Origin of the sequence: Streptomyces longhuiensis, from assembly GCF_020616555.1 — a bacterium.
GTDB lineage: Bacteria > Actinomycetota > Actinomycetes > Streptomycetales > Streptomycetaceae > Streptomyces > Streptomyces longhuiensis.
In genome coordinates this window covers 6,436,359-6,458,178 of record NZ_CP085173.1, presented here as the reverse complement: position 1 = coordinate 6,458,178, position 21,820 = coordinate 6,436,359, and the positions used below count along the sequence as shown (strand labels likewise).

Sequence of the window (21,820 nt, the reverse complement as noted above, 5' to 3'; positions counted from 1 at the left end):
TCGCAGTTTCACCCCGTAACGCCCAGCACTGCCCTGTTCTGCCTTGTTCTGCCTTGTTCTGCCCGGACGGTCATTCGCCGTCCGGTCTTCCCCGGCCGTGCGATCCGCGGCCCGCAGAAGGAGTCAGCCTTGAGATCGTCCGACACCTCCCACAGATCCGCCTCCCGCAAGCGAGCCACCGCCTACGGCGCGCTCGCTGCAGCCACCGCCCTGCTCGCCGGCGCCGTCCAGGCGGGCGCCACGGCCTCGGCGGACGTCCAGCCGGCCGCGGCGGCCGCCAAGGCCGTCGCGAAGGGTGCCGACCCCGGCGCCCTCCCGGTGAAGCTCTCCCCCGCCAAGCGCGCGGAGCTGCTGCGCGAGGCCAACTCCACCAAGGCGGACACCGCCAAGGACCTCGGCCTCGGCGCCAAGGAGAAGCTCGTCGCACGGGACGTCCTCCAGGACCGTGACGGCACGACGCACACCCGCTACGAGCGCACCTACGACGGGCTGCCCGTCCTCGGCGGCGACATGGTCGTCGACACCGCCAAGTCCGGGAAGACCGAGGGCGTGACGCGTGCCGCGAAGTCGGCGCTCAAGGGCGTCGCCACCACCGCGGCGGTCAAGCCGGCCACCGCGGAGCGGCAGGCGGTCAAGGCCGCGGCGGCCGACGGATCGAAGAAGACCGGGGCGGACCGGGCGCCGCGCAAGGTCGTGTGGATGGCGCAGGGCAAGCCGACCCTCGCGTACGAGACCGTGGTCGGCGGTCTCCAGGAGGACGGCACGCCGAACCAGCTGCACGTCGTCACCGACGCGGCGACCGGCAAGAAGCTGTACGAGTGGCAGGGCATCGAGAACGGCACGGGCAACACGCAGTACAGCGGCTCCGTGACGCTCGGCACGGCCCTGTCCGGATCGTCGTACACGCTCAACGACACCGGGCGCGGCGGGCACAAGACGTACAACCTGAACCACGGTTCGTCCGGCACCGGGACGCTCTACTCCGGCGCGGACGACGTGTGGGGCAACGGCAGCGCCTCGAACACCGAGACCGCGGCCGCGGACGCGCACTACGGCGCGGCGCTGACGTGGGACTACTACAAGAACGTGCAGGGCCGCACCGGTATCCGCGGTGACGGTGTCGCCGCGTACTCGCGGGTCCACTACGGCAACGCGTACGTCAACGCGTTCTGGGACGACAGCTGCTTCTGCATGACGTACGGCGACGGCTCGGGCAACCTCAAGCCCCTCACGTCGATCGACGTGGCGGGCCACGAGATGACCCACGGCGTCACCGCCGCGACGGCCGGTCTCAACTACAGCGGTGAGTCCGGCGGTCTGAACGAGGCCACGTCCGACATCTTCGGCACCGCGGTCGAGTTCTACGCCAACAACGCCAGTGACGTCGGTGACTACCTCATCGGCGAGAAGATCGACATCAACGGCGACGGCACCCCGCTGCGCTACCAGGACAAGCCCAGCAGGGACGGCACGTCCCCGGACAGCTGGTACTCCGGGATCGGCAACCTCGACGTGCACTACTCGTCGGGTCCCGCCAACCACTTCTTCTACCTGCTCAGCGAGGGCAGCGGCGCCAAGGTCATCAACGGCGTCAGCTACAACTCGCCGACCGCGGACGGCCTTCCGGTCACCGGCATCGGCCGCGACAAGGCCGCGCTGATCTGGTTCAAGGCGCTCACCACGAAGTTCACCTCGACCACGAACTACGCGGCCGCGCGCACCGGCACGCTCGCGGCGGCCGGTGAGCTCTACGGCACCACGAGCGCCGAGTACAAGGCCGTGCAGGACGCCTGGGCCGGCATAGCCGTCGGCTCGCGCTCCGGTGGCGGCGGCGGTGGCGGTACGTCGTTCGAGAACACGACCGACGTCGCGATACCGGACGCCGGCGCCGCGGTCACCTCGTCGATCGCCGTGACCGGCCGTACGGGCAACGCCCCGAGCAACCTCTCGGTCGCCGTGAACATCGTGCACACCTGGCGCGGTGACCTGGTCGTCGACCTGGTGGCCCCGGACGGGTCCACGTACCGCCTGAAGAACTCCAGCGGCAGCGACTCGGCGGACAACGTCAACGCGACCTACACGGTCAACGCGTCCTCCGAGGTGGCCAACGGCACCTGGAAGCTGAAGGTCCAGGACGTGGCCGCGCAGGACACCGGCTACATCAACAGCTGGAAGCTCACCTTCCCGTAAACCGCACGCAGTGGTGACACACGGCCGATCGTGAGCTGTTCGGCCCGCACGGTCTGGGCGCGTCGCCCCGGGTGAGTGAACTCCCTGGGACGGCGCGCCCGTTCATGTTCCGTTCGCAATACGTACAAGAGACATCGCTCAACGGACGATTTCCGGCCAACCTGTGATCGCCCTCCTGACATGTACAAGCCTCAACTGGCACGCTTCCCCCACGCACCACACGCACCACACAGCTAAGCGCCACTCAGTTCAGCACCACACAGCTCTCTTACCCCACACACAAGGAGCTTGCGTGACCCCCCACATAGCGCGCTTCACCAAGAAGCGTTCGACTCTGGCCATAGCCACCGCAGTTGCCGCCGGAGCCCTGCTGACCGCCGGAATGACCACCGGCGCGTCCGCTCAGCCCGTGGCCGACGCGACGCCCGCCGGCGCGCCCATGAAGCTCTCGGGCGCCGCCCGCGCCGGCCTCCTCCAGGACGCCGACGCGAAGAAGGCCGAGACGGCGAAGGAGCTGAAGCTCGGCTCCAAGGAGAAGCTCGTCGTCCGTGACGTGGTCAAGGACCGCGACGGCGCGACGCACACCCGCTACGAGCGCACCTACGACGGACTCCCGGTCCTCGGCGGCGACCTGGTCGTGCACGAGTCCAAGGCCGGCAAGTCCGAGGGCGTCACCCGCGCGACCTCGAAGAGAATCGCGGTGGCCACGGCCTCCGCCTCCCTCAAGGCCGTCCCCGAGGGCGCCCGCAAGGTGGTCTGGGCGGCGTCGGGCACCCCGCGCCTCGCCTACGAGAAGGTCGTCACCGGCACGCAGAAGGACGGCACGCCGCGCAAGCTGCACGTCGTCACGGACGCCGCGACCGGCAAGAAGATCTTCGAGTGGGACGCGATCCACACCGGCGCCGGCGAGAGCCAGTACAGCGGCAGCGTCACCGTCGGCTCCACCAAGTCCGGCTCCTCGTACGCCCTCACGGATGCGGAGCGCGGCGGCCACAGCACGTACGACCTCAAGCACGGGTCGTCCGGCAAGGGCACGCTGTTCACCGACGCGGACGACAAGTGGGGCGACGGCACCACCAACGACGCGGCCACGGCAGCGGTCGACGCCGCCTACGGCGCCCAGGTGACGTGGGACTACTACAAGGACGTCCAGGGCCGCAGCGGCATCAACGGCGACGGCAAGGGCGCGTACTCGCGGGTGCACTACGGCAACGCGTACGTCAACGCGTTCTGGGACGACAGCTGCTTCTGCATGACGTACGGCGACGGCGAGGGCGACAAGAAGCCCCTCACGTCGATCGACGTGGCGGGCCACGAGATGTCGCACGGCGTCACCGCGGCGACCGCGGGCCTCATCTACAGCGGTGAGTCCGGCGGTCTGAACGAGGCCACGTCCGACATCTTCGGCACCGCGGTCGAGTTCCACGCGAACAACGCCAAGGACGTCGGTGACTACCTCATCGGCGAGAAGATCGACATCAACGGCGACGGCACCCCGCTGCGCTACATGGACAAGCCCAGCAAGGACGGCGCGTCCCTGGACAACTGGAAGAGCGGCGCGGGCAACGTCGACGTGCACTACTCGTCGGGCATCGCGAACCACTTCTTCTACCTGCTGTCGGAGGGCAGCGGGAAGAAGGAGATCAACGGGGTCTCGTACGACTCCCCGACCGCGGACGGCCAGCCGGCCGCGGGCATCGGCCGCGACAAGGCCGAGAAGATCTGGTTCAAGGCCCTGACGTCGTACTTCACGACGAACACGGACTACGCCAACGCGCGCAAGGGCACGCTGAGCGCGGCGTCCGACCTGTACGGCGCCGACTCGGCGGAGTACAAGGCGGTCGACCGGGCGTGGGCCGCGGTCAACGTCAAGTGACGTAGGACGCGGGCAGGTCGGGGGCGGCGCCGGTGTCGGTGCCGCCCCCTTCGCGCGTCAGCTCTCGTATTCCGTGAGGTCGATCTCGTGCACCTGGAGCGGGTAGCCGTGCTTCGGGTGCGCGAACTCGTGTCCCTCCGTCATGCCCAGCTTGCGGGCGATGTTCTCCGACCCCGTGTCGCCCGGCCGGATCAGGGCGACGACCCGGTCGACGCCGCGGTCCTGGAGGGCGAACTCCAAGGTGGCCTGGGCGGCCTCGGAGGCGTAGCCCTGGCCCCAGAACTGGCGGCCCAGCCACCAGTTGATCTCGATGCCGGGCTGGAGCTCCGACACCGAGAGGCCGACGACGCCGGCCAGCTCGCCGGAGGCGAGGAGTTCGACGGCGAACGGGCCGAAGCCCTCCTCGTCCCAGTCCTCCTCCCAGCGCTCGATGTCCTCGGCCGTCCGCTCCAGGTCGCGCGGCCCGCCGTCGCCGACCCGGCGCATGACCTCCGGGTCCGCCTGGATCTCGGAGAGGGCCACGAGGTCGTCGTCGGACCAGCGGCGGAGCAGGAGGCGGGGCGTCTGGATCTCGGTCATGGGTCCATCTTCGCCGAGACCCACGACGCCGCCGACCATCCGGCCGCCCCTGAAGGCGTCCGCCGTGCGTCCTCAGCGCGTCCTCAGCGCATGAGGACCCCCGCGGCCTCCGCGGTCGCCTCCGAGGGGACGGTCACCAGGCCCGTCTCCGCCGGTGAGGCGAGCAGCCGGTGGGCGGGCAGGATACGGACCGTGTAGCCGTAGGGGCCCGTGCGGTCGAGGGAGAGCGGCCCCTCGTACGCCCAGCGGCCGTCCAGGTCCGGGCCGCCGGCCGGTTTCAGGGCCACCGTCGTCGCGTCGGTGATGCGGTCGCCCGAGTCGACGCGGCCGGCCACCGCCTGGACCTCGACGTCCTCGGGGCCGAGCTCGTCGAGCGCCACCCGCACGCGGAGCACCAGCGTCGCGCCGAGCTCGGCCGCGGACGTCGACGCCTCCACGTGGTCGACGGCCACCCGTGGCCAGGACGCGCGGACCCTCGACTTCCACCGGGCGAGTTCGCGCGCCGCGTCGGGGGTGAGGGCGCGGCCGGAGCGGGCCGCGGGCGCGTACAGCTTCTCGACGTACTCGCGGACCATGCGCCCGGCGAGCACCTTCGGGCCCAGATGGGTGAGGGTGCGGCGGACCATCTCGATCCAGCGGTCGGGCAGCCCTTCGGGGCCGCGCTCGTAGAAGCAGGGCGCGACCCTGCGCTCGACCAGGTCGTAGAGGGCAGCGGCCTCCAGGTCGTCGCGCCGCTGCTCGTCGGTCGCGGTGCCGTCCGCGGTGGGGATCGCCCAGCCGAAGTCGGGCGTGAACCACTCGTCCCACCAGCCGTCGAGGACGGAGAGGTTGAGGCAGCCGTTCAGGGCGGCCTTCATGCCGGACGTCCCGCAGGCCTCCAGGGGACGCAGCGGATTGTTGAGCCAGATGTCGCAGCCGGGGTAGAGCTTCTGCGCCATGGCCATGCCGTAGTCCGGCAGGAACACGATGCGGTGGCGCACCCGCGGGTCGTCGGTGAAGCGCACCAGCTCCTGCACGAGGCGCTTGCCGCCGTCGTCGGCCGGGTGTGCCTTGCCCGCGACGACGATCTGGACGGGCCGGTCCGGGTCGAGGAGGAGGCGCCTCAGGCGGTCCGGGTCGCGCAGCATCAGCGTGAGCCGCTTGTAGGAGGGGACGCGGCGGGCGAAGCCGATGGTGAGGACGTCGGGGTCGAGCACCCCGTCGATCCAGCCGAGTTCCGCCGCGCCCGCGCCGCGCTGGCGCCAGGACGCGGTGAGGCGCTCGCGCACCTCGTCCACGAGGCGGCCGCGCAGCTCACGGCGCAGCTCCCAGATGTCCTGGTCGGCGATCTCGGTGACGGAGTCCCAGCGGTCGGAACCGCCGACGACCAGCGCGTCCAGGGTGCGCTGCTCACCGAGGTGGCGGGCGCCGAGCCGCAGGACCTCGGGGGCCACCCAGGTCGGGGCGTGCACGCCGTTGGTGACGGACGTGATGGGGACCTCCTCCGGGTCGAAGCCCGGCCACAGGCCCGAGAACATCTCGCGGCTGACCCTGCCGTGCAGGGTGGAGACGCCGTTGGCGCGCTGGGCGAGGCGCAGGCCCATCACGGCCATGTTGAAGACGCTCGGGTCGCCGCCCGCGTACGTCTCCGTGCCGAGGCCCAGGATGCGTGCGGCGTCGATGCCGGGGAGTTCGGCGCCGGGCCCGAAGTGACGGGCGACGAGCTCCCGGTCGAAGCGGTCGATACCGGCCGGGACGGGAGTGTGCGTGGTGAAGACGGTCCCGGCGCGTACGGCTTCGATGGCGGCGTCGAAGTCCACGCCGCGTCCGGCGAGCTCGTGGATCCGCTCGACCCCGAGGAATCCGGCGTGTCCCTCGTTCGTGTGGAACACCTCGGGCTCGGGGTGGCCGGTGAGGCGGCAGTAGGCGCGCACGGCCCGCACCCCGCCGATGCCGAGCAGCATTTCCTGGAGGAGCCGGTGTTCGCTGCCGCCGCCGTAGAGCCGGTCGGTGACGTCGCGTTCGCGGGGGCCGTTCTCCTCGACGTCCGAGTCGAGGAGGAGCAGGGGCACACGGCCGACCTGCGCCTGCCAGACGCGGGCGAGCAGCCGGCCGCCGCCGGGCAGGGCGAGCGCGACGCGGCAGTCGGTGCCGTCCGGTTCGCGCAGCGGGGTCAGCGGCAGTTCGTGCGGGTCGAGGACGGGATAGTGCTCCTGCTGCCAGCCGTCCCTGGACAGGGACTGCCGGAAGTAGCCGTGCCGGTAGAGGAGCCCTACGCCGATCAGTGGCACCCCGAGGTCGCTGGCCGCCTTCAGGTGGTCGCCGGCGAGGATGCCGAGGCCGCCGGAGTACTGCGGCAGAGCGGCGGTGATGCCGAACTCGGGCGAGAAGTATCCGATGGCGGCGGGCAGGCCACCGCTCTGCTTCTGGTACCAGCGGTCGCCCTCCACATAGGACCTGAGGTCGTCCGCGGCCTCGCCGAGCAGGCGCAGGAAGCCCTCGTCGGACGCGAGTTCGGCGAGCCGCGCGTGCGGCACGGCGCCGAGGAGCCGCACCGGGTCCCCGTCGGACGCGTTCCAGCGCCCCGGGTCCACGGCCTGGAAGAGGTCGCGCGTCCCGGTGTGCCAGGACCAGCGCAGGTTACGGGCCAGCTCGTGGAGGGGGGCGAGGGGCTCGGGCAGGACGGGACGAACGGTGAATCGACGGATGGCCTTCACGTTCTCACCTCTGTAGGGGGACGCGGCGGGCATACGCGCACACGTGCGAGGAGGACACGCTCCGTCGCGCGGCCTCCGGCTGTCACCTCCGACGGTACGGCCACCGGGCTCCGGCTACCACGGCGCACGGAGTCGCGAAGTCCCCCGTGTCACCCGGTTCCCGGCGGTACGCGGGGGTCGGCGGCGGCCGGAGCGAGGTCACGGGGCGTAACCGGAGACGACCTTGCCCTCGTCGGTGTCGGCGAACAACGCGCCGCCCAGATAAAGGGGTTGGCCCAGGTGTATGGCCGTCGCCCCGGTCCCCGACCCGGTGCGCGGGGTGTCCCTCTTGCGGAGCGTGTCGACGTCGCCCGAGGTGTTCCGCCCTTCGAGGGCGTACGCGCCGAAGGACAGCACCCGTTTGCCCGCGAGGGCGAGGCCGGCGGTCTCCTGGGGCGCGCCGTAGTGCCACAGGCGCCGGCCGGTGCGCCAGTCGTACGCCGTGAGGAAGTGGTCGACGGGGTCCGACGCGTCCTCGTTGCCGGCCGGCACGACGAGCACGCCGTCCGCGCCGACGACGGGTCCGGGCAGCGTGGGCCGCGCGTCGGCCGCGACGGTGCGCCGGGTGGCGAGGGTGCGGCCGTCGAGTTCCCGTACACCCGGGTGTTCGAGGTCCCAGCACAGGACGGACGACGCGTGGCGCAGGAGGGCGAAGCAGGTGGCGGTGGGCGCGGAGGCGGCGCGGGAGCCGTCCTTCGTGGAGAGGGCGAGCACTCCGCCGCCCTCGGCGGCCAGGTAGACCCGGCCGTCGCCGGTCAGGAGCGGGCCCTGCGGCTTGGGCAGCGCGGCGGTCCGCCACAGCTCGTTTCCGTCGGAGGCGCGCCGGGCCCGCACGACCGTGCTGCGGGACATGCGGGTGCCGGGAGTCATGGCGAACTCGGCGGTGTAGACGACGCCCTTCGCGTACGCCAGGGCGAGCAGGCCGGTGTACCGGGGCAGGCGGTGGCGCCAGCGGACGGTGCCGGTCGCGGCGTCGACACCGGTGACTCCGAGCTCGCTGGGCACGAACACGCGGGTGCCGTCGCTCTCGGGCGGCAGCTCCTGGATGCCCTGGAGGTCGTCGGGTCCGGCCGTGAACCCGCGGGACGTCCAGCCGCCCCGGCCGCTCGCGGCGTCGAACGCGGCCGCCGCGCCCTTGCTGTCGCGGCAGATCAGCCGCGGCAGGACCAGCACGCAGCCGCGGCCTCGGTCGTCCAGGGCGGCGGGGCGGTCCACGGACCAGGGCTTCCATCCGTCGGGGCGGGCGGAGGCCCGGGTGCCGACCGTGCCGAACTCTCCTGACCGGTCGGCGGATCCGTAGGCGGTGACGACGCGGGAGGCGCCCGGGGGCCTGGAGCCTTCGTGTCCGGGTGACGTGCCACCGTCCGCGCCCGTGCCGCCCCCACCCGGCAGGACGACCGCCGCGACCGCCACCGCGGCTCCGACGACCGCGGCCGCGACCAGCCACGGCCAGCGGCGGGGCGTCCCGCGGCCGGGCGGGGCCGGGGGTGCCTCAGGCATCGAAGGTGTGGCGGGCGGCGTGGGTCCGGTCCCGGTCGCCGTGTCGGCCGCCGCGAACGACCGTGCGGCCACGTCCTGTTCGCAGCGGGCCACGGCCTCCCGGTGCTCGGCGAAGAGCGAGAGCACCTCGGTGGGCCAGGGCACCGGGGCGTCGGCGGGGCCCGGGTCGAGCCGCCGTGCGAGCTCCGCCGCGCCGGGACGCTCCTCCGGCGCCACCCGCAGGCACGCGGCGACCGTCTCGCGCAGCGCCTCCGGGACCGCCGACAGGTCCGCGTCCCCCTGGGTGATGCGGAAGATGACCGACGCGAGTTCGGGGTCGTCGAAGGGGCCCCGGCCCGTGGCGGCGTGGCAGAGCACGGCGCCGAGCGCGAAGACGTCCGAGGCGGGCACGACGGCGTGGCTGCCCTCGATCTGTTCGGGCGCCATGAATCCGGGGGTGCCGACGACCATCCCCGCGGCCGTGAGCGCCGTGGCCTCGAAGGCCTGCGCGATGCCGAAGTCGATGAGCCTGGGGCCCCCGGGCGTGAGCAGGACGTTGCCGGGTTTGAGGTCCCGGTGCAGGACGTGCGCCGCGTGCACGGCGGCGAGGGCGCGGGCGAGTCGGGCGCCGAGGGCGCGCACCGCGGGGACGGGCAGCGGACCGCAGCGGGCGACCGTCTCGGCGAGCGCGGGCCCGGGCACGTACTCCGTGGCCAGCCAGGGCACTTCGGTGTCGGCGTCCCCGTCGAGGAGCGCGGCCGTGCCAGGGCCGGAGACGGCACGCGCGGCGGCGATCTCGCGGCGGAACCTGATCCGGAACTCGCGGTCGATGTCGAGGTCCGCCCTGACCGTCTTGACGGCGACGAGCGGTGCCCCCGGCCGGTGTTCCCGTGCCAGGTACACCTCGCCCATGCCGCCCGCGCCGATGAGGGCGAGCAGCCGGTAGGGGCCGATGTGCCGCGGGGGCCCGGGCAGCGGGTCGAGCAACGGATCCTCCAAGGACCGGGGCGGTGCGGGACGCGTGACTACGCCGGGATCTCCAGGGACACGACGGTCCCCTGGTCGTAGACGAGCGTCACGACCCCGCCGAGCAGCAGGAGCGTCGGGGGCCGCGGCGAGTCGGCGATGACCGTGCCGGGGTCGGTGTGCTCCTTCACCTGCGGGTTTCCGGGTGCCCCCGGGATCACCGTCGTGCGGGCCTTGCCCTTCGCCCCCAGCGGCACGGACCGCAGCGTGGTGTTGTCGGCGGTCAGGGCGTGGTCGCCGGTGATCAGCGGTCCCGACGAGACCGGCCGCTTGATCACGTCGGTGACGGTCGTGAGGGGTTCCCTGCGGGTGACGCGCCCGTGGCGCGCGTCGGCGACCAGGAGCTTCTCGTTCGTCGTGTCGTAGGCGACCGCGGCGCGGGGTCCGACCGCGCTCACGACGACATCGAGCCCCGGGAAGCCGTCCGGCTGCACCGCAGGCGCCTTGAAGCCGAAGGTGCCCTCGACCGCGAGCGTGCGGGAGTCGAGGCGGGTGACCCTGGTCTGGGGCGTGGTGTCGGGGTCGTCGAAGGAGCCGTCGCCGGACAGGACCTGGGTGCACAGGACCTGTCCGTCCTGCGCCATGAGGGTGCGGCACTGCCCCTTGTCGTACGGGGTGCCGACCCGGGTGCCGGTCCGCTCGTCGAGTGCGACGACGCCCTCTTTCGCGTCTGCGTAGACGAGCCCGCCGTGGGCCAGGTCGGCTGTGTAGGCGCCCAGTTCGGCACCGGCGAGATCGCCGCTGCTGAGCGTGTGGGTCCAGCCGGGAACGCCGTCCTTCAGGCCGAACACCCTCAGCTTCGCGCCCGACGGTCCGTCCACGCCGTCCGCCGAGCCCTCTTGGGACGTGACGAGGCGGCCTTCCTCGGTGAGCAGGGCCGCGGTGAAGTGCGTGCCGCCGTCGGGCGCGGCCGACCAGCGCACGCCGCCCGAGCGGGAGTCCCTCACCTGGAGGCGGCCCTTGTGGGCGATGACCGCGGTGCCGCCGCGGACCGTCGGGGCCAGCGAGTCGCCGGGCATGAACAGCTTGCCGGAGGGACTGATGTAGGCCTCGTCGCCGACGTCACCGTCCGCGGGCGAGCGCCCGTCCGACGTCCACAGCCGCTTGCCGCTGCTCGCGTCGAGCGCCACGTACGTCCCGTCGGTGAGCAGGCAGACGACGGCCCGGGTGTCGGCGGCGCAGCTCATCGGCGCGTGCCCGAGCCTGCCCCGCCACGGCTTCCAGCCCTTGGGCCGCTGCTCCCGGAACTGCGGGACGTAGCCGCTCCGGTCGTCCGTCCCGGCCTTGTCCACCCCGGCCCGCGCGACGAGCGCGGCGGGCGAGAGCGTGGTGGAGGGCGTGGGTCCGGCACCCTGACCGCCCGGGCCGCCGGCCTCGTCGCCCGTGTCGGGGCCGCGCAGCGCGAGCAGCGCGCCGACGGCTCCGCCCGCCACGGCCACCGCGAGGACCGTGGCGAGGACGGTACGGCGGCTCAGGGCCCGGCGCGCGGGTGCGGCCGGCGGGACGGCGGGCCGGGCCGCGCCCATGGTGGGCAGGTCGTGCGGCGCGAGGGCGGGCGGGGTCGAGCCCTGCGTCGGGGTACGGGTGGGGGTGCGCGTGGGCGTGCGGCCGTCCGGCGCGCCGTCCTGCGGGAGCGGCAGCAGGGGCTGTCCGGCGGCGCACAGGTGCGCCACGTCCCGCCGCGTCTCGTCGATCGACTCCACCACGGGGTCCGGCCAGCCGGCGTCGGGCCCGCCGGAACCGGCCAGGGCGGCGAACCGCTCGGCGAGTGCCTCCGGCCCGGGCCGCGCCCCGGGGTCCTGAACGAGACACCCGGCCAGAACGTCTCTCAACTCCTCGCGCACGCCGTCGAGTTCGGCCTCCGCGCGGGAGACCCGGTAGAGGACCGCCGCCACCGGGCCGTCGCCGAACGGGTCGCGCCCGGTCGCCGCGTGGGCGAGGACCGAGGCCAGACAGAACACGTCGGAGGCGGCCACCACGTGCCGCCCGCCCGCGACATGCTCCGGCGACATGAAACCGGGCGTTCCGACCAGCAGCCCGGTCGAGGTCATCGTGGTGGCGCCGGGGGTGCGCGCGACGCCGAAGTCGATCAGTTTGGGTCCGTCGGCGCCGAGCAGGACGTTCGCCGGCTTCAGATCCCGGTGCAGGGCGCCCGCGGCGTGCACCGCGGACAGCGCGCGTGCCATCCCGGCGCCGAGCGCGAGGACGGCGGGCGCGGGCAGCGGCCCGTGCCGGCGCACCGCCTCGGCGAGGGTCGGGCCGGGGACGTACTCCGTGGCGAGCCAGGGCTGCCCGGCGTCGGCGTCACCGGCGACGAGCCGCGCCACGAAGGGGCTCGTCACCGACGCGGCGACGGCGATCTCACGCCGGAACCGGGCGCGGAACGCCGGGTCCCCCGCGACCTCGCGGCGGATCGCCTTCACGGCGACCAGGGACTCCGGGACGCGCGGCCCGTCGGTGGCGAGGAACACCTCGCCCATGCCGCCCGCCCCGAGCCTGGCCAGCGTCTCGTACGGACCTATGCGCGCGGGCGACCCCTCCCGCAGCCGGCCGATCATCCGCCCCGTCCCCCCGTGCCGTTGTCCGGATCCCGCGCCCCAACTGTGCGCGTGCGTACCTTCCGTGACGCTCCGGCAGATTACTGCGTGCGCCGCGGAGCACGGGGGCCGAGGTCCGCGTACCGGCCGGAGGAAGTCCGGTTTTCGCCGCAACCTTCACCGCGATCGCCACCGGAACCTCACGGGCGATATGGCCGATTCCACCCCCTCATGCGGTCTTGTAGGGCCTGACATCGCACGAGAGGCTGCCAAGCGGTGTGCGTGGATTCCGGCCGTCAGGACCGGCGGCCGCGCAACTCCGGTCCTCGCGCGCCGAGTCGAGGAGGGGAACTCGCGACATGACACTGACGCGCAAGAGGCGTCTGCGCTGGGCGGGCGCGCTCACCGCCGCGGCCACGGCGGCGGTACTCTCGGCCGGCACGCTGCCCGCGCATGCCGCGCCCCCGCTGGGGCGCATACTCGGCGCCGGTGAGCCCGGCGCCGTCGCAGGCAGTTACATCGTGACGCTCAAGGGGGGAACGAAGGCGCCGTCCGACATGGGTCAGGGCCTCGCCGAGAAGTACGGGGCGAAAATACGCCACACCTACAGCACGGCGCTGAACGGGTACGCGGTGCGCGCGGACGAGACGCAGGCCAGAAGGCTCGCGGCCGATCCGTCGGTCGCCGCGGTCGTCCAGGACTCACGGGTCTCGCTCGACCACACCCAAAAGAACCCGCCGTCCTGGGGGCTGGACCGCGTCGACCAGGGCGATCTGCCGCTCGACAACTCCTACACCGGGCCCGAGTCGGCGGGCTCGGGCGTGACGGCGTACGTCATCGACACCGGCATCCGGATCTCGCACCGGGACTTCGGCGGCCGGGCGCGCTACGGCTGGGACTTCGTCGACGGCGACGCCACCGCGCAGGACGGCAACGGCCACGGCACCCATGTGGCCGGAACCGTCGTCGGGTCGGGCCACGGCGTCGCGAAGAAGGCGGACGTGGTCGCGGTGCGCGTGCTCGACGACGCGGGCTCCGGGACGACCGCCCAGGTCATCGCGGGCATCGACTGGGTGACGAAGCACGCGCGCAAACCGGCCGTCGCCAATCTGAGCCTCGGCGGCCACGCCAACGCGCAACTGGACGCGGCGGTAAGGAGCTCCATCGCCTCCGGGGTCACGTACACGGTCGCGGCCGGCAACGGCGGGCTCCCCGCGAGCCTCTACTCGCCGGCCCGCGTGAAGGAGGCCATCACGGTCGGCGCGACCGACCGCACGGACCGGCGCGCCGACTTCTCGAACTGGGGCACCCGGCTCGACCTGTTCGCCCCCGGCGTCGACATCACCTCGGCGTCTGTCGCGAGCGACACGGGGAAGGCGACCTACTCCGGTACGTCGATGGCGTCACCGCACGCGGCGGGCGCCGCCGCGCTGTACCTGTCCGACCACACCTCGGCCACGCCGGCCGAGGTGAGCCGGGCGCTGACGAGGCGCGCGGCGACGGGCCGGGTCACGGACACGCTGCCCGGCTCGCCGAACAAGCTGCTCCAGGTCGACAACCCGTAACCGAAGGGTGAGTTCATGGTCCGGTCCCGTCGTTCGCGGCGGGGTCGGACTTGTCTGTGTGCTTACGCGCGAGTAGTTAACAAAGCACCGGATTGCCCACCCTGCGACGGTGGAAGGCTCCCCCGGTACACACTGCGCGACCCTCTTCCTCACCCCCGTTTCCGCAAACCGAACCCCCGCGGTCAGGAGCGGTCATGCCCGCACAGAGTCCCTCGCCGAAGCCGCACAAGGATCCGGCGAAGCAATCGGCCAGAAGCGCGAAATCGCAGAAACCACCGGGCCGGCGGCGCCCACCGGCCACCACCGCCGCCACCACGCTCGGGCGGATCCCCGTCCTGGACGTCCAGCCCCTCGTGGACCACGGCCGCCGGCCCGCCAAGGCGGTGGCGGGCGAGTCCTTCCAGGTCAGCGCGACCGTCTTCCGCGAGGGCCACGACGCGGTCGCCGCGAACGTGGTGCTCCGCTCGCCGCGCGGCCGCACGGGCCCCTGGACCCCGATGCGCGAGCTGGCCCCCGGCACCGACCGCTGGGGCGCGCAGGTCACGCCCACGTCGGAGGGCCGCTGGACCTACACCGTCGAGGCGTGGGGCGACCCCGTCACCACCTGGCGCCGCCACGCGCAGATCAAGGTCCCGGCGGGTATCGACACCGAACTCGTCCTGGAGGAAGGCGCGTTGCTGCACGAGCGCGCCGCCGAGGGCGTGCCGCGCAAGGGGCAGCGCGAGACCGTACTGCGCGCCGCCGCCGCGCTCCGGGACACCGCGCGCCCCGCCGCGGCCCGCCTGGCCGCCGCGCTCACCCCGGAGGTCGACGAGGTCCTCGCCCGCCACCCGTTGCGCGAGCTGGTCACCAGCTCCGACCCGCTGCCGCTCCTCGTGGAGCGCGAGCGTGCGCTGTACGGAGCGTGGTACGAGTTCTTCCCGCGTTCGGAGGGCGCGATCGTGCGCGAGGGGGAACCGCCGGTCTCCGGCACGTTCCACACCGCGGCGAAGCGCCTCCCGGCCATCGCCGCGATGGGGTTCGACGTCCTCTATCTGCCGCCGGTCCACCCCATCGGCACCACGTACCGCAAGGGGCCCGACAACTCGCTCTCCCCCGGGCCGCACGACGTGGGCGTCCCCTGGGCGATCGGCTCCCCGGAGGGCGGTCACGACGCGATCCACCCGGATCTCGGCACCCTCGACGACTTCGACGCGTTCGTGAGCCGGGCCTCGGACCTGGGCCTGGAGATCGCACTCGACTTCGCGCTCCAGTGCTCGCCCGACCACCCGTGGGTGGAGAAGCACCCCGAGTGGTTCCACCACCGGCCGGACGGCACCATCGCGTACGCGGAGAACCCGCCGAAGAAGTACCAGGACATCTACCCGATCGCCTTCGACCAGGACATGCCCGGCCTGGTCGCGGAAACGACCCGGGTCCTGCGCTTCTGGATGGACCACGGCGTGCGCATCTTCCGCGTCGACAACCCGCACACCAAGCCCGTCGTCTTCTGGGAACAGGTCATCAGGGGGATCAACCGCACCGACCCCGACGTGATCTTCCTGGCCGAGGCGTTCACCCGCCCCGCGATGATGCGCGCCCTCGCGCAGGCCGGCTTCCAGCAGTCGTACACCTACTTCACCTGGCGCAACTCGAAACAGGAACTCACCGAGTACGCGACCGAGTTGGCGAAGGAGACGGCCGCGTACATGCGCCCCAACTTCTTCGTGAACACGCCGGACATCCTGCACGCCTACCTCCAGAACGGCGGGCGCCCCGCGTTCGAGGTGCGCGCGGTCCTGGCCGCCACGCTCTCGCCGACCTGGGGCGTCTACAGCGGCTACGAACTGTGTGAAAACGCCCCGCTACGCCCCGGTAGCGAGGAGTATCTCCATTCGGAGAAGTACGAACTGCGGCCGCGCGACTGGGAGTCCGCCGAGCACGAGGGGCGCTCGATCGCGCCCCTCATCACCCGGCTCAACGACATCAGGCGCCGCAGCCCTGCCCTTCACCGGCTGCGTGACGTGCACTTCCACCACACCGACCAGGACGCGGTGATCGCGTACTCCAAGACGGTCGCAGGCGCGCACGGTTCGAACACGGTTCTGGTGGTCGTCAACCTCGACCCCCACCACACCCAGGAGGCGACGGTGTCGTTGGACATGCCGCAACTGGGACTCGGCTGGCACGAGTCCGCGCCGGTGCGCGACGAGCTCACCGGTGAGACCTATCACTGGGGCAGGGCCAACTACGTGCGCCTCGAGCCGGGCCGTGCGCCCGCGCACATCCTCACCGTCCTGCGACCGTCCTCACCGTCGATCGGAGGGTCACCCACACCATGACCGTCAATGAACCCGTCCCGGACACCTTCGAGGACACCCCCGCCAAGGACCGGGATCCCGACTGGTTCAAACGTGCCGTCTTCTACGAGGTCCTCGTCCGCTCCTTCCAGGACAGCAACGGCGACGGCGTGGGCGACCTCAAGGGCATCACCGCGAAACTGGACTATCTCCAGTGGCTCGGCGTGGACTGCCTGTGGTTGCCACCGTTCTTCAAGTCCCCGCTACGGGACGGCGGTTACGACGTCTCGGACTACACGGCGGTCCTGCCGGAGTTCGGTGACCTGGCCGACTTCGTGGAGTTCGTCGACGCGGCGCACCAGCGCGGGATGCGCGTGATCATCGACTTCGTCATGAACCACACGAGCGATCAGCACGAGTGGTTCCAGGAGTCCCGCAAGGACCCCACCGGCCCCTACGGCGACTACTACGTCTGGGCCGACGACGACAAGCAGTACGAGGACGCGCGGATCATCTTCGTCGACACCGAGGCGTCGAACTGGACGTTCGACCCGGTGCGCAAGCAGTACTACTGGCACCGCTTCTTCTCCCACCAGCCGGATCTCAACTACGAGAACCCGTGCGTCCAGGAGGAGATCATCGCGGCCCTGCGCTTCTGGCTGGACCTCGGCATCGACGGCTTCCGGCTCGACGCGGTGCCCTACCTCTACGCCGAGGAGGGGACCAACTGCGAGAACCTGCCGGCCACGCACGAGCTCCTCAAGCGGGTCCGCAAGGAGATCGACGCGCACTACCCGGACACGGTGCTGCTGGCCGAGGCCAACCAGTGGCCTGAGGACGTGGTCGACTACTTCGGCGACTACGCCTCCGGCGGCGACGAGTGCCACATGGCGTTCCACTTCCCGGTCATGCCGCGCATCTTCATGGCGGTGCGCAGGGAGTCGCGCTACCCGGTCTCGGAGATCCTGGCCAAAACGCCTGCCATTCCGTCGAGTTGTCAGTGGGGCATCTTCCTGCGCAACCACGACGAGCTCACGCTCGAGATGGTCACCGACGAAGAGCGCGACTACATGTACGCGGAGTACGCCAAGGACCCGCGGATGCGCGCCAACATCGGCATCCGGCGCCGCCTCGCGCCCCTCCTCGACAACGACCGCAACCAGATCGAGCTGTTCACCGCTCTGCTGCTCTCCCTGCCGGGCTCGCCGATCCTCTACTACGGCGACGAGATCGGCATGGGCGACAACATCTGGCTGGGCGACCGCGACGCCGTGCGCACGCCGATGCAGTGGACACCCGATCGCAACGCGGGTTTCTCGTCCTGCGACCCGGGCCGGCTCTCGCTCCCCACGATCATGGACCCCGTCTACGGCTACCAGGTCACGAACGTGGAAGCGTCCATGTCGTCCCCGTCCTCGCTGCTGCACTGGACGCGCCGGATGATCGAGATCCGCAAGCAGAACGAGGCGTTCGGCCTCGGCTCGTACACCGAACTGCCGTCGACGAACCCGGCGGTGCTCGCGTTCCTGCGCGAGTACAAGGACGACCTCGTCCTGTGCGTGCACAACTTCTCCCGCTTCGCCCAGCCCACCGAACTCGACCTCCAGGCCTTCAGCGGCAGCCACCCGGTCGAGCTGATCGGCGGGGTGCGCTTTCCGGCCATCGGTGAACTGCCCTATCTCCTCACCCTCGCAGGTCACGGCTTCTACTGGTTCCGGCTGCGCAAGGAAGCCTGACCGCCACCCGGGGAGGGTCGGTTTCCACCGCCCCTCCCTGGGCACCCATCACCACACACCCCGACACGTCCCGCACGTACTGCCTCTGCCGCATTTCCGGGACGCCGCCCCGCACCCAGTCGCGGCCCGCCCCGGGGAAAGGACGTGACGCCATGCCGGATGCCGTCACCCGAACCGGCCCGACCGCGCGACCCGAGTTGCTCGCCTCGCTCGATCCGCTCCTGCGTGCGTGGCTGCCCCGGCAGCGCTGGTTCGCGGGCAGAACAGCACCCGCCCTCACCCTGCTCGCCGCCACGGACCTGCTGCCGGCCACGGCACGGCAGCCGGGCCTGATCCACGCCCTCCTGCGCATCGAGCCCACCCAGGACACGTACCAACTCCTGCTGGGCGTACGGGAGTCGCTGCCCCCGTACCTGGCGCCGGCCCTCATCGGCCACGTCACGCAGGGGCCCCTCGCCGGGCGCACGGTCTACGAGGCCCTGCTCGACCCCCGCCTGACGGACCTCCTCCTGGAGCGGCTGCGGCACCCGGGCCGCCTGGACGGACTCCGTTTCGCGCACGACGGCGAGACCCCGATCCCGCCCGGTCTCGCTCCCCGCCCCCTCGACGCGGAGCAGTCCAACTCGTCGATCATTTACGGAGATACGTTCATTCTCAAGGTCTTCCGCCGCGTCACGCCGGGCCTCAATCCGGATCTGGAACTCCAGCGCGCACTGGCCGACGAGGGCTGCGCACGCGCGCTCGCCCCGGTGGCGTGGTTCGAGACGACGGACGGCGACCCGCTCTCGCTCGGCCTGCTCCAGCCCTACCTCACGGGCGCCACGGACGGCTGGGACCTCGCGCTCGGCGAACTGTCCAAGGGGCAGGACTTCCGCCACGAGGCCCGCGAGCTCGGCCGCGCCACGGCCGAGATACACCTCGCCCTGGCGCACGCCCTGCCGACGGTCACCCTGGGCCGCGCCCACACCGTGCAGCTGGCGCAGTCGATGAAGGACCGCCTCGACAAGGCGGCCCGGGCCGTACCGGCGCTCCATCCCTACGCACCCGCGCTGCACACCGCCTTCGACGCCCTCGCCGCCGACACGACCCCCCGCACCGCCCAGCGCGTCCACGGGGACCTGCACCTGGGCCAGTGCCTGCGCTCGCCCGCCGGCGCCTGGTCGGTCATCGACTTCGAGGGCGAGCCCTCACGGCCCCTGCCCGAACGCCGGCTGCCGCACCCGCCCGCCCGGGACGTGGCCGGCATGCTGCGCTCCTTCGACTACGCGGCCCGCACGAACCGGCCGTGGGCGCCGGACTGGGCGCGCCGGTGCCGGGACGCGTACTGCGCGGGCTACGCGCAGGCAGCCGGTGACGACCCGCGCACGGACCCGGTCCTGCTGCGCGCGTACGAGACGGACAAGGCGGTCTACGAAGCCGTCTACGAGGCCCACCACCGGCCGGACTGGCTGTCGATCCCCCTCTCGGCGATCGAGCGCCTCGCCGCGGAGGCCTCCGGCATGCCGCGCCCCCGCCCCGAAGACGCGGCACCGCAGCACCCCATGCCGACCCCGAGCCAGGAGGCCACTCCGTGACGCACGACCCCTCCCGCTCCACACCTCCGACACCCGTCACCGCCGCCCCGGCCCCCACCCCCGCCGCCGACCGCGACCGCCTCCTCGCCGGCACCCACCACGACCCGCACTCCACGCTGGGCGCGCACCCCACGCCCACCGGCACGGCATTCAGGGCGCTGCGCCCGTACGCCCGCACGGTCACCGTCGCGGCGGACGGCCTCAGGGTCCTGCTGCACGACGACGGCGACGGCTTCTTCTCGGGCCTCGTCGACCTGCCCGCGCCCCCGGACGCGTACCGCCTCCTGGTCACCTACGAGGGCGCCGACCACGAGACCCCGGACGCGTACGGGCTGCTGCCCGCGCTCTCCGAGTTCGACCTGCACCTGATCGGCGAGGGCCGGCACGAGCAGCTGTGGCAGGCGCTCGGCGCGCACCCCATGACGCATCAGGGCATCACCGGCACCCGCTTCACCGTCTGGGCGCCCAACGCCCAAGGGGTGTGCGTCGTGGGCGACTTCAACTACTGGAACGGGACGGGCCACCCGATGCGCTCGCTGGGCTCCACGGGGATCTGGGAGCTCTTCGTGCCGTCGATCGGCGAGGGTGAGCTGTACAAGTTCGAGATCACCCGCCCGGACGGCTCGAAGACGATGCGCGCGGACCCGCTGGCCCGCCGCACGGAAGTCCCGCCCGCCAACTCCTCCGTCATCGACGCGTCGCACCACACCTGGCACGACGACGCGTGGATGGCCGGCCGCGCCACGCCGGTCGCGCACGAGGCCCCTTTCTCGGTCTACGAGATCCACCTCGCGTCCTGGCGCCCCGGCCTCACCTACCGCCAGCTCGCCGAGCAACTTCCCCGCTATGTGGCCGACTTGGGGTTCACGCACGTAGAGCTGATGCCGGTGGCCGAGCACCCCTTCGGCGGGTCGTGGGGCTACCAGGTCACCGGCTTCTACGCCCCGACCGCCCGCATGGGCACGCCGGACGACTTCCGGCATCTCGTCGACGCGCTGCACCAGGCGGGCATCGGCGTCCTCATGGACTGGGTGCCGGCCCACTTCCCGCGCGACGACTGGGCGCTCGCCGAGTTCGACGGCCGCACCCTGTACGAGCACGAGGACCCGCTGCGCGCCGCCCACCCCGACTGGGGCACTCTCGAGTTCGACTACGGCCGCAAGGAGGTCCGCAACTTCCTCGTGGCCAACGCCGTGTACTGGTGCGAGGAGTTCCACATCGACGGCCTGCGGGTCGACGCGGTCGCCTCGATGCTCTACCTGGACTACTCACGCGAGCACGGGCAGTGGACCCCGAACGAGTACGGCGGCCGGGAGAACCTGGACGCGGTCGAGTTCCTCCAGGAGATGAACGCGACGCTGTACCGCAGGATCCCCGGCGTCGTGACGATCGCCGAGGAGTCGACGGCATGGGACGGCGTGACCCGGGCGACCCACCACATCGGGCCGGGCGGCTTCGGGGGGCTCGGCTTCGGCCTGAAGTGGAACATGGGCTGGATGCACGACTCGCTCGGCTACGTGTCCCACGACCCGGTCCACCGCAGCTACCACCACGACGAGATGACCTTCTCGATGGTGTACGCGTACAGCGAGAACTACGTCCTGCCGATCTCGCACGACGAAGTGGTGCACGGCAAGAAGGCCCTGGTGTCCAAGATGCCGGGCGACTGGTGGCAGCAGCGGGCCACCCACCGCGCCTACCTGGGCTTCATGTGGTCCCACCCGGGCAAGCAACTCCTGTTCATGGGCCAGGAGTTCGCGCAGGGAGCCGAGTGGTCGGAGGCGCACGGACCGGACTGGTGGCTGCTCGACCCGTCGTACCCGGCGGAGCCCGACCACCGCGGTGTCCGGGACCTCACCCGCGACCTGAACGCCGTCTACCGGGGCGAACCGGCGCTCTGGCAGCGGGACATGGACCCGGCGGGCTTCGAGTGGATCGTCGGTGACGCGGCGCAGGACAACGTGTTCGCGTACCTGCGCCGCGCCGCCGACGGCAGCCCGCTCCTGTCGGTGTCCAACTTCTCGCCGGTGGTCCGCCACGAGTACCGCCTCGGCGCCCCCGACGACGTACCGGCCTGGCACGAGGTCCTCAACACCGACGCGGCCCGTTACGGCGGCGGCGGCGTCGGGAACCCGGACCCGGTCAAGCCGGACGCCCAGGGTGCCCACGGGCGTCCGGCAAGTGTCCGGCTCACGCTGCCGCCGCTCGCGACGGTGTGGCTCAGGCCCGCGTGATCAGGGCCTG

The 21,820-nt window shown here is 72.2% G+C and carries 11 protein-coding genes; 7 read left to right on the top strand and 4 right to left on the bottom strand.

The window, feature by feature from the left end:
* Positions 1 to 129 precede the first annotated feature (129 nt).
* Both LGI35_RS29860 and LGI35_RS29855 read left to right on the top strand, forming a co-directional pair.
* Positions 130 to 2,190: a M4 family metallopeptidase gene (locus LGI35_RS29860; RefSeq protein ID WP_227297295.1), complete on the top strand. Its 2,061-nt coding sequence runs from the start codon at positions 130 to 132 to the stop codon at positions 2,188 to 2,190.
* 292 nt (positions 2,191 to 2,482) lie between these two features.
* Positions 2,483 to 4,066: a M4 family metallopeptidase gene (locus LGI35_RS29855; RefSeq protein WP_227297294.1), complete on the top strand. Its 1,584-nt coding sequence runs from the start codon at positions 2,483 to 2,485 to the stop codon at positions 4,064 to 4,066.
* A 57-nt stretch (positions 4,067 to 4,123) separates the two neighbouring features.
* Here LGI35_RS29855 and LGI35_RS29850 read toward each other — a convergent pair whose 3' ends face one another.
* The 4 genes from LGI35_RS29850 to LGI35_RS29835 all read right to left on the bottom strand — a co-directional run bounded on the left by LGI35_RS29850 (position 4,124) and on the right by LGI35_RS29835 (position 12,443).
* Positions 4,124 to 4,645, bottom strand: a complete 522-nt coding sequence (locus LGI35_RS29850) for a GNAT family N-acetyltransferase (RefSeq protein WP_227297293.1) — start codon at positions 4,643 to 4,645, stop codon at positions 4,124 to 4,126.
* Between the two features lie 83 nt (positions 4,646 to 4,728).
* Positions 4,729 to 7,341: an alpha-glucan family phosphorylase gene (gene glgP, locus LGI35_RS29845; protein WP_227297292.1), complete on the bottom strand. Its 2,613-nt coding sequence runs from the start codon at positions 7,339 to 7,341 to the stop codon at positions 4,729 to 4,731.
* A gap of 198 nt (positions 7,342 to 7,539) precedes the next feature.
* The gene (locus LGI35_RS29840) at positions 7,540 to 9,858 is read right to left on the bottom strand and encodes a protein kinase domain-containing protein (protein ID WP_227297291.1); all 2,319 of its coding nucleotides are present in this window, start codon (positions 9,856 to 9,858) and stop codon (positions 7,540 to 7,542) included.
* Between the two features lie 26 nt (positions 9,859 to 9,884).
* The gene (locus tag LGI35_RS29835) at positions 9,885 to 12,443 is read right to left on the bottom strand and encodes a serine/threonine-protein kinase (RefSeq protein ID WP_227297290.1); all 2,559 of its coding nucleotides are present in this window, start codon (positions 12,441 to 12,443) and stop codon (positions 9,885 to 9,887) included.
* Between the two features lie 338 nt (positions 12,444 to 12,781).
* Between LGI35_RS29835 and LGI35_RS29830 the strand changes: the two genes are divergently transcribed.
* The 5 genes from LGI35_RS29830 to glgB all read left to right on the top strand — a co-directional run bounded on the left by LGI35_RS29830 (position 12,782) and on the right by glgB (position 21,810).
* Positions 12,782 to 13,987 (top strand): S8 family peptidase, encoded by a 1,206-nt coding sequence (locus LGI35_RS29830; protein WP_227297289.1) that lies wholly within the window; start codon positions 12,782 to 12,784, stop codon positions 13,985 to 13,987.
* A gap of 194 nt (positions 13,988 to 14,181) precedes the next feature.
* Positions 14,182 to 16,308, top strand: coding sequence for an alpha-1,4-glucan--maltose-1-phosphate maltosyltransferase (locus LGI35_RS29825; RefSeq protein ID WP_227297288.1), 2,127 nt, complete (start codon positions 14,182 to 14,184; stop codon positions 16,306 to 16,308).
* The gene (gene treS, locus LGI35_RS29820) at positions 16,305 to 18,002 is read left to right on the top strand and encodes a maltose alpha-D-glucosyltransferase (protein WP_227297287.1); all 1,698 of its coding nucleotides are present in this window, start codon (positions 16,305 to 16,307) and stop codon (positions 18,000 to 18,002) included. The genes LGI35_RS29825 and treS overlap by 4 nt, the downstream gene beginning before the upstream one ends.
* Before the next feature lie 152 nt (positions 18,003 to 18,154).
* A complete protein-coding gene (locus LGI35_RS29815; RefSeq protein ID WP_227297286.1) occupies positions 18,155 to 19,576 on the top strand; it encodes a maltokinase N-terminal cap-like domain-containing protein in 1,422 nt (473 codons plus the stop codon).
* Positions 19,573 to 21,810 carry a 1,4-alpha-glucan branching enzyme gene (glgB, locus tag LGI35_RS29810; protein WP_227297285.1) on the top strand — a complete coding sequence of 746 codons (2,238 nt, stop codon included), beginning with the start codon at positions 19,573 to 19,575 and terminating at the stop codon, positions 21,808 to 21,810. The genes LGI35_RS29815 and glgB overlap by 4 nt, the downstream gene beginning before the upstream one ends.
* The last annotated feature ends 10 nt before the right edge of the window (positions 21,811 to 21,820 follow it).